This window comes from Streptomyces sp. NPDC043726, from assembly GCF_056436565.1.
Genome location: NZ_JBWKCI010000004.1, coordinates 364,778 through 378,528, shown reverse-complemented (window position 1 = coordinate 378,528; position 13,751 = coordinate 364,778). Strand labels below are relative to the sequence as shown.

The 13,751-nt window shown below is 73.2% G+C and carries 11 protein-coding genes; 8 read left to right on the top strand and 3 right to left on the bottom strand.

Annotated elements, in window-relative coordinates; translation table 11 throughout:
* Nucleotides 1-4 precede the first annotated feature (4 nt).
* Together AC068Z_RS13900 and AC068Z_RS13895 are read left to right on the top strand one after the other, a co-directional pair.
* Entirely contained in the window at nt 5-1,738 is a 1,734-nt protein-coding gene (locus AC068Z_RS13900; protein WP_478554834.1) for an N-acyl-D-amino-acid deacylase family protein, read from the top strand.
* On the top strand, nt 1,735-3,180 hold the full coding sequence (locus AC068Z_RS13895) for an aldehyde dehydrogenase family protein (RefSeq protein WP_478554833.1): 1,446 nt from the start codon (nt 1,735-1,737) through the stop codon (nt 3,178-3,180). The genes AC068Z_RS13900 and AC068Z_RS13895 overlap by 4 nt, the downstream gene beginning before the upstream one ends.
* A gap of 10 nt (nt 3,181-3,190) precedes the next feature.
* Here the strand turns inward: AC068Z_RS13895 and AC068Z_RS13890 are convergent, their stop codons facing one another.
* Complete coding sequence (locus AC068Z_RS13890; protein WP_478554832.1) at nt 3,191-3,583, bottom strand: nitroreductase/quinone reductase family protein; 393 nt, start codon at nt 3,581-3,583, stop codon at nt 3,191-3,193.
* A 140-nt stretch (nt 3,584-3,723) separates the two neighbouring features.
* Between AC068Z_RS13890 and AC068Z_RS13885 the strand changes: the two genes are divergently transcribed.
* The gene (locus AC068Z_RS13885) at nt 3,724-4,473 is read left to right on the top strand and encodes an endonuclease/exonuclease/phosphatase family protein (protein WP_478554831.1); all 750 of its coding nucleotides are present in this window, start codon (nt 3,724-3,726) and stop codon (nt 4,471-4,473) included.
* Nucleotides 4,474-4,589: 116 nt separating this feature from the next.
* On the opposite strand, the gene AC068Z_RS13880 is transcribed toward AC068Z_RS13885, so the two are convergent.
* Nucleotides 4,590-6,119 (bottom strand): CehA/McbA family metallohydrolase, encoded by a 1,530-nt coding sequence (locus tag AC068Z_RS13880; protein ID WP_478554830.1) that lies wholly within the window; start codon nt 6,117-6,119, stop codon nt 4,590-4,592.
* A 132-nt stretch (nt 6,120-6,251) separates the two neighbouring features.
* Here AC068Z_RS13880 and AC068Z_RS13875 point away from each other — a divergent pair, with 132 nt between their 5' ends.
* The 4 genes from AC068Z_RS13875 (at nt 6,252) to AC068Z_RS13860 (ending at nt 10,657) form a co-directional block, all read left to right on the top strand.
* Nucleotides 6,252-7,100, top strand: coding sequence for an LLM class F420-dependent oxidoreductase (locus AC068Z_RS13875; protein ID WP_478554829.1), 849 nt, complete (start codon nt 6,252-6,254; stop codon nt 7,098-7,100).
* A gap of 84 nt (nt 7,101-7,184) precedes the next feature.
* Entirely contained in the window at nt 7,185-9,770 is a 2,586-nt protein-coding gene (locus AC068Z_RS13870) for a bifunctional FO biosynthesis protein CofGH (protein ID WP_478554828.1), read from the top strand.
* Between the two features lie 115 nt (nt 9,771-9,885).
* Entirely contained in the window at nt 9,886-10,434 is a 549-nt protein-coding gene (locus AC068Z_RS13865) for a hypothetical protein (protein ID WP_478554827.1), read from the top strand.
* Nucleotides 10,435-10,456: 22 nt separating this feature from the next.
* Nucleotides 10,457-10,657: a hypothetical protein gene (locus tag AC068Z_RS13860; RefSeq protein ID WP_478555366.1), complete on the top strand. Its 201-nt coding sequence runs from the start codon at nt 10,457-10,459 to the stop codon at nt 10,655-10,657.
* Here AC068Z_RS13860 and AC068Z_RS13855 read toward each other — a convergent pair.
* Nucleotides 10,654-11,151: a DUF2165 domain-containing protein gene (locus AC068Z_RS13855; RefSeq protein ID WP_478554826.1), complete on the bottom strand. Its 498-nt coding sequence runs from the start codon at nt 11,149-11,151 to the stop codon at nt 10,654-10,656. The genes AC068Z_RS13860 and AC068Z_RS13855 overlap by 4 nt on opposite strands.
* 61 nt (nt 11,152-11,212) lie before the next feature.
* Between AC068Z_RS13855 and AC068Z_RS13850 the strand changes: the two genes are divergently transcribed.
* Nucleotides 11,213-13,663, top strand: a complete 2,451-nt coding sequence (locus AC068Z_RS13850; RefSeq protein ID WP_478554825.1) for a tetratricopeptide repeat protein — start codon at nt 11,213-11,215, stop codon at nt 13,661-13,663.
* Nucleotides 13,664-13,751 lie beyond the last annotated feature (88 nt).

The following is a 13,751-nucleotide window of genomic DNA, read 5'->3' as shown; positions in this document are numbered from 1 at the left end:
ACCCATGCTTGATCACGTCATCAAAGGCGCGTCCGTTGTGGACGGCACTGGCGGGCCTTCCTACACCGCCGATGTCGGTCTCCGTGACGGGCGGATCGCCGTCATCGCGCCCGACGTCACCGAGGATGCCCGGACCGTCGAGGACGCCTCCGGGCTCGTCCTCGCCCCCGGGTTCGTCGACCCCCACACCCACTACGACGCCCAGCTCTTCTGGGACCCGTACGCCACGCCCTCCCTCAATCACGGTGTGACCACCGTGGCCGCCGGGAACTGTGGGTTCACGCTCGCGCCGCTCCATCCGTCCCGGCCCGCCGATGCCGACTACACGCGTCGGATGATGTCCAAGGTCGAGGGGATGTCGCTGGTCGCGCTGGAGGAGGGGGCGCCCTGGACCTGGCACTCCTTCGGGGAGTACCTGGACGCCCTGGAGGGGCGGATCGCCGTCAACGCCGGCTTCATGGTGGGGCATTGCGCGTTGCGGCGGTACGTCATGGGCGACGAGGCCGTCGGGGGGCAGCCCGACGACGAGCGGCTCGACGCCATGGTGCGGCTGCTGCACGACGCCATGGAAGCCGGGGCCTGGGGGTTCTCCACCACCCAGTCGTCCACCCACTCCGACGGCGACGGGCGGCCCGTCGCCTCCCGGCACGCCCGGCCCGCGGAGCTGCTCGCCCTGGCCAAGGCGGTCGGCGAGCACGAGGGGACGCAGATCGAGGCGATCGTGGCCGGGTGCCTGGACCAGTTCAGCGACGCCGAGATCGACCTGTTCGCGGAGCTGAGCGCGGCGGCCGGACGGCCCTTGAACTGGAACGTGCTGACCGTCGACGCCGCCGTGCCCGAGCGCGTGCCCCGGCAACTGCTGGCGAGCGAGCGGGCCCGCAAGGCCGGCGGGCGGGTCGTCGCGCTGACGATGCCGATCCTGACCCCGATGAACATGTCCCTGGGCACCTTCTGCGCGCTGAACCTGATACCGGGGTGGGGGCCGATCCTCGGGCTGCCCGTCCCGGAGCGGATCGCCAGGCTCGGGGACCCCGAGGTCCGGGCCGAGATGCTGGCCCGCGCCGCGTCCAAGGAGGCGGGCGTCTTCCGGCGGCTCGCCGACTTCGGGCGGTACGTCATCGGCGACACCTACAGCGAGGCGAACCGCGGGCTGACCGGGAGGGTGGTGCGGGACATCGCCGCCGAGCGCGGTCAGGATCCCTTCGCCTGTCTCGTCGACATCTGCGCCGCCGACGACCTGCGGACCGTGCTGTGGCCCATGCCCACCGACAACGACCCCGCGTCCTGGGCGCTGCGGGCCCAGACCTGGCAGCACGAGGACGTGCTGCTCGGCGGCTCGGACGCGGGGGCGCACCTGGACCGGATGTGCGGGGCGCCGTACACCACCCGGTTCCTCGGTGACTGTCTGCGCGGACGGAAGCTGGTCGGCCTGGAGCAGGCCGTGCGGATGCTGACCGACGACCCCGCCCGGCTCTTCGGGCTGCGCGAGCGGGGGCGGGTGCAGGAGGGGTTCCATGCCGATCTGGTGCTCTTCGATCCGGAACGGATCGACGCGGGCACGGCCACCCTGGTGCACGACCTGCCGGGTGACAGCCCACGGCTCGACTCCAAGGCCCTCGGCGTGCGCGCCGTGTGGGTCAACGGGGTCGAGGCGATCCGGGACGACGTGGTGAGCGGGGCGGTGCCGGGGAAGGTGCTGCGCTCCGGGCAGGACACCCGGACGGTGAGCACCCGGTGAGCCAGCGGCTCTTCATCGGCGGGCACTGGGTCGAGCCGGAGGGCGGGTTCTACGACGTCGTCGACCCGGCGACCGAGGAGACCGTCGGAGGGGCGCCCGAGGCCTCGCGGGATCAGGTGCGCGCCGCCTGCGCCGCGGCCAGCGAGGCCTTCGGGTCCTGGTCGCGCACGGCACCCGAGGAACGGGCCGCGCTGCTCGCCCGGACCGCGGACCTCGTACGGGAGCGCCTGGTGCCGTACGCCGAGCTGGCGCGGGCGGAGACCGGGGCGACGACCGGCACGGCCCGGGCGATGCAGGTGGGGGTGGCCGCCGCCCGGTTCCGGCGGTACGCGCGGGTGGAGCCCGCCGAGTGGGCCGTTCCGCCGCAGATCAACGAGGCGGGGCCGATGGGGAAGGCCGCCGTGATGGGCGCGCTGGCCGTGCGGCAGCCCGTCGGGGTCGTGGCCTGCATCTCCTCGTACAACAACCCCTGGGCCAACGCGGCCGGGAAGATCGCGCCCGCGCTGGCCATGGGCAACACGGTCGTGGTGAAGCCCGCCCCGCAGGATCCCCTGTCCGTCTACCGGATGGCGGAGGCGCTGGAGGAGGCCGGGGTGCCGCCGGGGGTCGTGAACGTGGTCTCCGGCGCCGCCGCGGAGGCCGGGGAGGCCGTGGTCGGCTCCGGGGACGTCGACATGGTCAGCTTCACCGGCTCCACGGCCGTCGGACGCCGGATCGCCGAGGTGTGCGGCCGGGACATGAAGCGGCAGCTGATGGAGCTGGGTGGGAAGGGCGCGGCCCTCGTCCTCGACGACGCGGACGTGGGCTCGGCGGTCGCGGGGATCGGGACGACCTTCTCCTTCTACAGCGGGCAGATCTGCACGGCGCCCACCCGGGTGCTGGCCCAGAGAGGGGTCTACGACCGGCTGGTGGAGCAACTGAGCGGCTATGCGCGCCGGTTGAAGGTGGGCGATCCCCGGGAGCCGGACACCGTGGTCGGGCCGGTGATCTCCGCCGCGCACCGGGAGCGGGTGGAGTCGTACGTCGAACTGGGCCGCAAGGAAGGCGCGGTGGTGGTGACGGGCGGCGAACGGCCCGCCCTCGACACGGGGTTCTATGTCGCCCCGACCCTCCTCGCCGACTGCACCAACGACATGACCGTCGCGCGGGAGGAGATCTTCGGTCCCGTGGTGGCCGTGATCCCCTTCGACGAGGAGGACGAGGGGATCGCCCTCGCCAACGACTCCGACTACGGGCTGATCGACTACGTCTGGTCGGCGGACGTGGCGAGGGCCTTCCGGGTCGCCCGGCGGCTGCGGGCGGGCGGAGTGGGCGTCAACACGGTCGGCCGGAACATGGAGGCGCCGTTCGGCGGCTTCAAGAAGAGCGGGGTCGGCCGGGACGTCGGGTCCCACGCCCTGCACGCGTACAGCGAGGTGCAGGCGATCGTCTGGCCGGGTTAAGGACCGGCCCTCAGTCCTTCAAGTCCACCCGCACCGTCAGCAGTTGAGCGCCGATCATCCGTACCGCCGCGCTGTTGAAGCGGGGCAGGGTGCGCAGCCGGGCCACCGGGTCGTCGTCGGGCAGCGGATGGGCCGTGCCCTCGTGCCAGCGGCCGCGGATGCGCACCCGCACCTTCGGGTCGGCCAGGATGTTGCGCACGTACTGCGAGCGCTCCCCGAACTCCGAGACCAGCCAGAAGGAGTCGCCGACCCGACGGCCGCCGACCGGTGTGCGGCGGGGCAGTCCCGAGGTGCGGCCCGTCGTCTCCAGGAGGATGTGGTTCGGCAGGTGGCGCATCACGGCGTTGAGGCGGCGCTGGAACGCCCTGGCGGTCCGGTACTTGCTCTCGATGCTGCGGGGCATGGTCGGTCGGGCTCCTGTCGTCGGCGGGTGCGGCGCTGTGGGTACGTGTTCACGAATGTTTTGCGGTGGTGTCGCCGGGCGGCGGTGCCTCGCCCCCTTTAATGGTGCCCTTGACGGTGCCATGACCGAGGGGTGGGTCCGTGCGCGTGGTGACCTGGAACCTGTGGTGGCGGTTCGGCCCATGGCGTGAGCGGCAGAAGGCGATCCGCTCCGTGCTGCGGGAACTGCGGCCCGACCTCGTGGGACTCCAGGAGGTGTGGTCGGCCGACGGGGAGAACCTCGCGGAATGGCTCGCCGACGAACTGGGCCTGTACTGGACCTGGGCCGCCTCTCCGGCCCCCGAGCGCTGGCGCCGGCGGATCGGGGACACGTCCGTGGACATCGGCAACGCGGTACTGAGCCGCTGGCCGGTGGAGGCCACGGAGGTCCTGCGGCTTCCGGCGCCCGGGGAACTGGACGACGGGCGGCTGGCTCTGTACGCCCGCACCGGGCCGGTGTCCTTCGTCACCGCGCACCTGACGAGCGGCCCGCACGCCTCCGCCGTACGCCGCCGACAGGCCGAGGCGCTCGTCAGGTTCGCCCGGCGCGACGGGGCGACGATCGTCACCGGCGACTTCAACGCCGAGCCGGACTCCCCCGAACTGCGGCTGTTCGCCCGCGACTTCCGGGACGCCTGGGCGGAGGCCGGCGACCCCGCGGCCCCGTCCGCGACCTGGGACTGGGACCCGGGACTCCCGTACCCGCAGGGGCCGCAGCGGGGGGCGCGGATCGACTACGTCCAGCTGGGCGGGCCCGTGTCCGCGCGCGCGGTGCGGCGGGCCGGTGACCGGCCCGTGGACGAGGTGTGGCCCTCCGATCACGCGGCCGTCGTCGCCGACCTGGTGTGCTGACTTCCGGCGATCATGGGCATGTTCAGCAGCACCCGGGCCAGGATCGCCCTCGGCGCGGCAGCGTCGTCCAGGCCGAGGCCGCCTGGTTCCGGTACGAGATCACGGTGAAGCAGCCCTCAGTCGCGGCCGAGGAAGATCGGATTCGTGAACGCGGCCAACGCCCCCGGCAACGGCGCCAGCACCGCCTCGTGCCGCAACTCCGCCCGCACATAGGCCGCGTACGACGGAGTGGTCACCCACTCCACCGTCCCGCCGCCCGTGACCGGCAGCGGCGCGCTGGTGAACAGCACGCCCTGGTCCGTCACGAACCGGACCGTGCAGCGCGGCGCTCCCGTGACCTCCAGCCGGACCGTGACGGGAGTGTCCCGGTCCGCCCGCAACCGCTCGCCGATGCCCGCGTGCTGACCCCGCCCGCCGGAGGCCGTGAACGCCAGCGACACATGACGGGACTCGGCGACGTACGACCGCCCCGCCCGGATCCCCGCCTGGATGGCCTCCCGGGTCAGGTCGTCGGCGAGCACCACCGTCTGCGGTGAGCCCACGGCGTCGGGGGAGCGGTGGGCGTCGCTGTTGCCCATGGCCGGGATCCAGCCCCGTCCCGTCCGGTCTCCCTGTCCCTCCCGCACGGACGCCACCAGCATGCCGTCCCAGTCGGCCAGCGCCACCTCGTCGTCGGGCGTGTACGGGCCGTTCCACACCTCGACCGCGTCCGCCTCGCCGAAGCCGAACTTCCAGTTGCAGCCGATGCAGGTGGCGTGCGGATGCGCGGGGACGACCAGGCCGCCGGACTCGCGGATCCGGCGGGCGAACCTGCCGAACCGGTTGTCGCGGGCCCGGTAGCGCCAATCGATGAACGTGCCGGGGTCCGTGCCGACGGCGAGGACATGGCCGTTGCGGGTGGTCACCTCCTCGCCCAGCATCACCAGCAGGTCGTCCCCCGCCACGTCCGCCCAGTGCGCGTGCGCCGAGTGCGTGTTGTGCTCGGAGCTGTTGATGAAGTCCAGCCCGGCGGCGCGGGCGAGGTCGGCGATCTCGGCGGGGGTGCGGCGGCCGTCGGAGTACCAGGAGTGCAGATGGCAGTCGCCGCGGTACCAGTCCCGGCCGCGGCCCTTGGCCCGCTGCGGCGGGTACACGGGCTCGGCGACCGGGGCCTGCTCGCCGTAGGAGAGCGTGATCGTGAGCTCGTAGCCCAGGCCCTGCGGGGCGACCGTGTAGGGGCCGAGGACGATGTGCCAGGTGCCCTCGTTGACGGGCCCGGGGAGATAGCCGGGCGTGGCGTCGTCGGTGCGGAGGTGGAACTCGGTCCGGGCCCCGCCCGACCAGCCCCGGAAGCCCTTGCCGCCGAGGGCGGTGCCGCGTTCGTCGAAGATGCCGATGTCGAGGGCGTTGCCGGGGGTGCTGGCCGGGACCGACGGGCGGTCGTAGGTGTAGGAGACCTTGATCTCCCGGACTCCGTCGGGTACTTCGACGGGGACGTACACGAAATCGGGCGAGCCGGGCGGCAGAGTCCCGCGTACCGTACGGGTCTCGGTGTGGTGCATGTCGTCCGCCCCTCTCGCGAAGGTCACGCTCCCCAACGTAAGCGCAGCCGCGGCGCCCGTCACGAACAGGGCGCGTCTTCCGAGCCTTGCGTCGTCATCACACATGCCCGGGAGTGTGCCCATCGGGCGTGAACTCGCAAGGACGGGAAGGAAATCGGCGGACATCGAGCGTCACCCCGAGAATTGTGCCGACCGGTCGGTATCGACTTCTCGCGGCGCCCCCGGTACAGATGGGACATGCGCCTCTCCGTCACGATCTTCCTCACCGACGAGACGATCGCCCCGACCCGGCTCGCCCGCGAGCTGGAGCAGCGGGGGTTCGCCGGGCTGTACCTGCCCGAGCACACCCACATCCCCGTCGAGCGGACCACCCCGTACCCGGCCGGCGGCGAGCTGCCGCCCGAGTACGGCCGTACCCTCGACCCCTTCGTCGCGCTCGGCCAGGCCGCCGCCGTGACCGAGCGGCTCGGCCTCGGCACCGGCATCACCCTGGTCGCCCAGCACGACCCGATCGCCCTGGCCAAGCAGATCGCGACCGTCGACCACCTCTCCGGCGGGCGCGTCACCCTCGGCCTCGGCTTCGGCTGGAACGTCGAGGAGGCCGCCGACCACGGCGTCGAGTGGCGCACCCGGCGCGAACTCGTCCGCGACCGGATGGCGTTGATGCGTGCCCTGTGGGCGGAGGAACCGACCGCGCACGAGGGCGAGTTCGGCAGCGTGCGGGCCTCGTACGCCTACCCCAAGCCGGTGCGGAAGGCGCGCGGTCCGGTCGTCGGGCCGCGCACGCTCGTCGGCGGCGCCGCCGGGCCGAAGCTCTTCTCTCACATCTGCGAGTACGCCGACGGCTGGATGCCCATCGGCGGGCGGGGCCTGACCGAGACGCTGCCGGCGCTCCGGACCGTCTGGGCCGACACCGGCCGCGACCCGGCCGCCCTCCAGGTCGTGCCGTACGCCGTCTATCCGACCGCCGGGAAGCTCGCGCACTACGCGGACCTCGGGATCGAGGAGGTCGTGGCGCAGTTGCCACCCGCCGGGGAGGCCGAGGTGCTGCGGGCGCTGGACGACCTCGCGGGCTTCCTCGGCTGACGCGGCGGCAGACGCGGCGCCTGACGTACGAGGGAGGCCCGAGTGACCGGCGAGCGTCGATCAAGGCGACCGTATGCTCGAAGGATGACGACTTCGGCGACCTCCGGAACCGGCCCGACCGAGAACTCCATGCGTCGCGCCCTCAAACGGGCCCGGGACGGCGTCGCCCTCGACGTCACCGAGGCGGCCGTCCTGCTCCAGGCGCGCGGCGAGGCCCTCACCGACCTCGCCGCGTCCGCCGCCCGGGTCCGGGACGCGGGCCTGGAGGCGGCGGGCAGAACCGGGGTCATCACGTACTCGAAGAGCGTCTTCATCCCCCTCACCCGGCTGTGCCGGGACAAGTGCCACTACTGCACGTTCGTGACCGTGCCCGGCAAGCTGCGCCGGGCCGGGCACGGGATGTTCATGTCCCCGGACGAGGTCCTCGACATCGCCCGCAAGGGCGCGGCCCTCGGCTGCAAGGAAGCGCTCATCACCCTCGGCGACAAGCCGGAGGACCGCTGGCCGGAGGCGCGGGAGTGGCTGGACGCGCACGGCTACGACGACACCATCGCCTACGTCCGCGCCGTCTCCATCCGGATCCTGGAGGAGACGGGCCTGCTGCCCCATCTCAACCCCGGGGTCATGACCTGGACCGACTTCCAGCGCCTGAAGCCCGTCGCGCCCTCCATGGGCATGATGCTGGAGACGACGGCCACCCGGCTGTGGTCCGAGCCCGGCGGCCCGCACCACGGCTCCCCGGACAAGGAACCGGCCGTACGGCTGCGGGTGCTGGAGGACGCCGGCCGCTCCTCCGTCCCCTTCACCTCCGGGCTGCTGATCGGCATCGGTGAGACCTACGAGGAGCGCGCCGAGTCCCTGTTCGCGCTGCGCAAGGTCTCCCGCGCCTACCACGGCATCCAGGAACTGATCATCCAGAACTTCCGCGCCAAGCCGGACACCGCGATGCGCGGCATGCCGGACGCGGAACTCGACGAACTCGTCGCCACGATCGCCGTCGCCCGGCACATCATGGGGCCCGCGGCCTGCCTCCAGGCCCCGCCGAACCTGGTGGACTCCGAGTACGAGCGGCTGATCGGCGCCGGGATCGACGACTGGGGCGGGGTCTCCCCGCTGACCATCGACCATGTGAACCCCGAGCGGCCGTGGCCGCAGATCGAGGAGCTGGCCGCCCGCTCGGGAGCCGCCGGGTTCACCCTGCGGGAACGCCTGTGCGTGTACCCGGAGTTCGTGCGGCGCGGGGAGCCTTGGCTGGACCCGCGGCTGCGTCCGCACGTGGCGGCGCTGGCGGATCCGGCGACCGGGCTCGCCAAAGCGGACGCCGTGGTCGAGGGACACCCCTGGCAGGAGCCCGAGGAGGTCTTCGAGGCCTCCGGCCGGACGGATCTGCACGCCACCATCGACACCGAGGGCCGTACGTCCGACCGGCGCGACGACTTCGATGAGGTGTACGGCGACTGGGGCGCCCTGCGCGAGGCGGCGGCCCCCGGGATGGCACCGGAGCGCATCGACACCGACGTACGGGCGGCGCTCGCCACCGCGGCCGACGACCCGACGAGGCTCACCGACGAGGAGGCGCTGGCGCTGCTGCACGCCGACGGACCGGCGCTGGACGCGTTGACGCGGATCGCCGACGACGTGCGCAGGGCGGCGGTGGGCGACGATGTGACGTACATCGTCACGCGGAACATCAACTTCACCAACGTCTGCTACACCGGCTGCCGGTTCTGCGCGTTCGCCCAGCGCCGCACGGACGCCGACGCGTACACCCTCTCGCTGGCCCAGGTCGCCGACCGCGCCCAGCAGGCGTGGGACGTGGGCGCGGTGGAGGTCTGCATGCAGGGCGGGATCCATCCCGACCTGCCGGGGACGGCGTACTTCGACATCGCGAGGGCGGTGAAGGAACGCGTGCCGGGGATGCATGTGCACGCCTTCTCGCCCATGGAGGTCGTGAACGGCGCCACCCGCACCGGTATGCCGATCCGCGAGTGGCTGAGCGCGGCGAAGGAAGCGGGCCTGGACTCGATCCCCGGCACGGCGGCGGAGATCCTCGACGACGAGGTCCGCTGGGTGCTGACCAAGGGCAAGCTGCCGACGGCCACGTGGATCGAGGTGATCACCACGGCGCACGAGCTGGGCATCCGCTCCTCGTCGACGATGATGTACGGCCATGTCGACCAGCCGCGCCACTGGCTCGGGCACTTCCGCACCCTGGCCCGCATCCAGCGGGAGACCGGCGGCTTCACGGAGTTCGTGACCCTCCCCTTCATCCACACGAACGCGCCGGTGTACCTGGCGGGCATCGCGCGCCCCGGCCCCACCCTGCGGGACAACCGGGCGGTGACGGCGATGGCCCGTCTCCTGCTGCACCCCTGGATCCCGAACATCCAGACGAGCTGGGTGAAGCTGGGCGCGGAGGGCGCGGCTCAGATGCTGCGCTCCGGCGCGAACGACCTCGGCGGCACGCTGATGGAGGAGACGATCTCCCGCATGGCGGGCTCCTCCTACGGCTCCTACAAGTCGGTCAAGGACCTGATCGCGGTGGCGGAGGCGGCGGGGCGCCCGGCGCGGCCGCGCACGACCCTGTACGGCGAGGTCCCGGAGGAGCGGCAGCGCGCGGCGGCGGTGTCGGACGGGCATCTGCCGGAGCTGCTGCCGGTGCTGGAGTAGAAGGCTTCGGCACCGGGCCGGGGCGGAGGGCTTCCGCACCTGGCTGGAGCAAAGGTCTCCGCCCCTGGGCAGTACGATGATCCGACCCTGTCGGTGAGCTGAGGAGATCCGTGCCGTGCCTGCCCCGAAGGTCTGGGTGACCGGTCTGACGGTGGGAGCGATAGCCGCCGTCGCCGTCCTGGCCGTACAGGCCGACAAGGGCCCGCGCCCCACGGCCGAAGCCGCCCGGCCGAGCGCCTCCGCCACCGCGACGCCCAAGCCCGCCGAGTCCGCGAAGCCGACGCGGGTGCCGGACGACTCGGGCACGGGCCGCCGGATCGTGTACTCGCTCGGCGAGAAGCGGGTGTGGCTGGTGGACGCGAGCGAGGCCACGCGCCGCACCTTCACGGTCTGGCCGGGCACGGTGTCCCCGGAGCCGGGCAGCTACGAGGTGGGCACGCGGGCCGAGGAGACAACGGGTTCGGACGGCGTGGAGATCGAGAACGTGGTCTACTTCGCGGCGGGGTCCGGCGTGAACTTCGCCTTCTCCAACGCCGTGGACGGCTCGTCCCCGCCGCCCCCGGCCGAGGGGGCCAGCACGGGCGGTATCCGGATGAAGGCGGCGGACGGCTCGGCGGTGTGGAAGTTCGGGACGGCGGGGACGACCGTGACGGTGGTCGAGTAGACGGAGAGCGGGGGACGTGACAGTGGGCGTACTGATCCTTCTGGTGATTCTGGCGCTGGCCGTCGGGGGCTGCGTCTGCGTGGTGTGGACGGCCCGGGGTACGGCTCCGCGCTGGGCCCGGGTGTGGGCCGCCGCGACCCGGGGCGCCGGCGAGCTGCTGTCGGTCCTGGCGAAGTCCTCGGGCAAGGGTTCGCGGAGCAACAGCAGCTCGGGCTCCGACTAGGACTCGGCCGGACTCGGCAGATGGTTGACGATCAGCACGATGCCGCTGAACACGAAGACCCGGGTCGCCGCGTCCAGACCGTTCCAGTCCCCGGACTGCCACATGGCGAACCACTCACCGCCGATCGCGATGAACCCGGCGCCGAACAGCAGCATGACCATGAGCAGACCGTAGGTCGAGAAGCGCCGGGCCCCGCGGTCGCCGCCGCGGGCCCAGAGCCAGGTGCCGTATATGAGGACGAGCGCGGCCACGGTCTCCCAGACGATGATCGCGACGTACGCGGTGTCCTGAAGTCCCTTACTGGTGATGGCTCTCCACATCAGGTCGTCGTCCTTGAACGTGGTGTCCATCGCGAGCACATGCCGTACGAACTGCTGGTTCGTCCCGTAGTCCGTGATGTTCCCGAAGGCCACGAGCGCCATGTAGAGCGCGACGCTCGCGGTGAGAAGGGTGGCGGTGAGGCGGAGGGCGGTGCGTGGGGGTGTCGATGCCATGACGGCCATCTTCCCGTGGCGGGGCGGTGTGATCCAGATCGATTGAGCCAGAATGGAGCGCATGGCGCACGCTGACCCGTCGTGGCAGGAGCTGATCCGGCAGCGCGCCCGTGCCGGATTCGTCGGCCGTGAGGCCGAACGGGCCCTGTTCACGGGGAACTTCGACATCCCGCCCGGGGACGCCCGGCGCCGCTTCCGCTTCCATGTGCACGGCAGCGCGGGCGTCGGAAAGACCTTCCTGGTCCGGGAGTTGGCTCAACTGGCCCGTGAGCGCGGCGCGTTGACGGCGTACGTCGACGAGGGCGCGGGCAGCGTGCCGGAAGCTCTAGACGTGCTGTGCCGTCAGTTCCTGGACCAGGGACGGCGGTTGAAGGAACTGGAGCGCCGTCTGGCCGCCTACCGGGAGCGGCGGCACGAGGCGGAGGCGGCGGCCGTCGCCGCGCTCGCGGCCGAGCCGGAGGCACCCTCGGACGGCAGCAGGGCGGCCGTCGAACTGGGCCTCGGCCTGCTGGACACGGCCGTGCCGGGCGCCGGGCTCGTCACCCGGGCCGTGCCCGTGGACCGGCTCGCCCAGGGCGCGGACCGGCTGCGCGCCGGCCTCAGCGCCCGCTTCCGCAGCCCCGAGGACGTGGACCTGGTCCTCACACCGGAGAAGGTGCTCACCCCGGTCCTCCTCGACGAACTGCGCGCCGCCGCCTCGGCCGTACCGGCGATCGTCCTGTTCTTCGACACCTACGAGCGGACCGGGCCCTTCCTCGATCCGTGGCTGTACGACGTGCTCACCGGGCCGGAGCGGTACGGCGGACTGCCGGCCGCCGTGGTCGTGGTCACCGCCGGACAGCGGCGGCTGTCCGGCGCCCGCTGGAGCGGCCTGGACTCGGTGACCGAGGTGCCCCTCGCGCCGTTCACCGACGCCGAGGCGCGCGGCCTGCTCGCGGCGCGGGGCGTGGTGGCCGAGCCCGTGGTGGCGGAGGTGCTCCGGCTGACCGGCGGGCTGCCGGTCCTGGTGTCGACGCTGGCCGAGGCGCGGCCCGGCGGCCTGGCGGAGGTGGGCGACCCCAGCGCCACCGCCGTCGAACGCTTCCTGCGCTGGGAGAGCGATCCCGTCCGCCGCCGGGTGGCCCTGACCTGCGCGCTGCCCCGCCGGCTGGACGCGGATGTGTTCCGGGCGCTGGTGGACTGCCCGGACGACGAGACCGACGCCTTGTACGACTGGCTGTGCTCGCTGCCGTTCGTCGTCGAGCACGGCGGGTGGGTGCGGTACCACGACGTCGTACGGGCGCCCATGCTGCGCCTGGAGCGGCGGCGCTCCCCGCGCGGGTGGGCCGCACGGCAGCGGCGGCTCGCGGAGGTGTTCGGCGCGTGGCGGGCCGAGACCGAAGGCGGGCGGGGCGCCGAGGAGTTGTGGGCGGACGAGGAGTGGCGGGAGCTGCGGCTCTCGGAGTCCTACCACCGGCTGTGCGCGGGGGCGCGGGAGGCGCTGCCCGAGGTGCTGGGCGAGTTCGTCATGGCCTGCGACGCGGGGGACACCGTGGCGGTGCGCTGGGCGCGGGCGCTGGCGGAGGCGGGCGAGGACGCGGGGGCCGGGGAGGCGGGCCGGTGGGGGAGTGAGCTGGGCGCGGCGCTCGCGGAGGGCGGAGTGCCAGCGGCACTGGGGCTGTTGGTGCGCGGCGCGGGATTCGAGGCCGCCGTGAAGGCGCAGGCGCTGACGGTACGGGGTGGCGCTCTGCGGGACTCCGGGGCGCACGAGGAGGCGCTCGTGGAGTACGGCCGGGCCCTCGCCCTCGACCCCGGCCTGGCCCGCGCCCACCGGGGCCGGGCCCGCACCCACGCCGAGCTCGGCGACTACGCGGCGGCCGTCGCCGACCTGGACCGGGCGCTCGCCCTGACCCCGGACGACGCCCGCTGGCTCGCGGTCCGCGGGGAGTACCACCGGGCCCAGGGCCACCGGGACGAGGCCGAACGGGACCTCGGCGAGGCCATCCGGCTCGACCCCGCCCTCGACTTCGCCTGGGCCTCCCGGGGCGCGACCCGGCTGCGGCACGGGGACCCGCGGGCGGCACTCGCGGACCTGGACCGGGCACTGGAGCTGAACCCCGAGTACCCGTGGGCCCTCGCGCGCCGGGCCAGGGTCTGGCGGGCGCTGGGGGAGCCGGAGCGGCAACTGGCGGACCTGGACCGGGCGCTCACCGTGGACCCCGACTGGGCGTGGGGGCTGTGTGAGCGGGGAGACGCGCTGCGGGCGGTGGGGCGGTGCGAGGAGTCCCTGGCCGACCTCGACCGGGCGCTGGCCCTGGATCCCGGGTATGTGTCGGCGCGGGCCAGCCGGGGGGCCACCCTGGCCGTTCACGGCCGGTGCGAGGAGGCGCTGGCGGAACTGGACCGGGTGCTCGCGGCCCGCCCGGCGTACACGTGGGCGCTGATGCAGCGGGCGGCGGTGCACCGGACGCTGGGGGCCGAGGAGCTCGCGGCGGCGGACGAGGAGCGGGCGGGCCGGCTGGACGGCGCCTGAACCCGTCTTGGGAAACCCGTCGTAGGCGCAAATGTGACCATCGGTGAGCAAGACGGGTCAGTACGAGCCGTTCTCCGCACACCCCGCA

Excerpts from the sequence above, each read along its gene's own strand:
- AC068Z_RS13850 (WP_478554825.1), top strand. The coding sequence starts at position 11,213 with ATGGCGCACGCTGACCCGTCGTGGCAGGAGCTGATCCGGCAGCGCGCC.
- AC068Z_RS13870 (WP_478554828.1), top strand. The coding sequence starts at position 7,185 with ATGACGACTTCGGCGACCTCCGGAACCGGCCCGACCGAGAACTCCATG.
- AC068Z_RS13900 (WP_478554834.1), top strand. The coding sequence starts at position 5 with ATGCTTGATCACGTCATCAAAGGCGCGTCCGTTGTGGACGGCACTGGC.
- AC068Z_RS13880 (WP_478554830.1), bottom strand. The coding sequence starts at position 6,119 with ATGTGTGATGACGACGCAAGGCTCGGAAGACGCGCCCTGTTCGTGACG.
- AC068Z_RS13890 (WP_478554832.1), bottom strand. The coding sequence starts at position 3,583 with ATGCCCCGCAGCATCGAGAGCAAGTACCGGACCGCCAGGGCGTTCCAG.
- AC068Z_RS13875 (WP_478554829.1), top strand. The coding sequence starts at position 6,252 with ATGCGCCTCTCCGTCACGATCTTCCTCACCGACGAGACGATCGCCCCG.
- AC068Z_RS13855 (WP_478554826.1), bottom strand. The coding sequence starts at position 11,151 with ATGGCATCGACACCCCCACGCACCGCCCTCCGCCTCACCGCCACCCTT.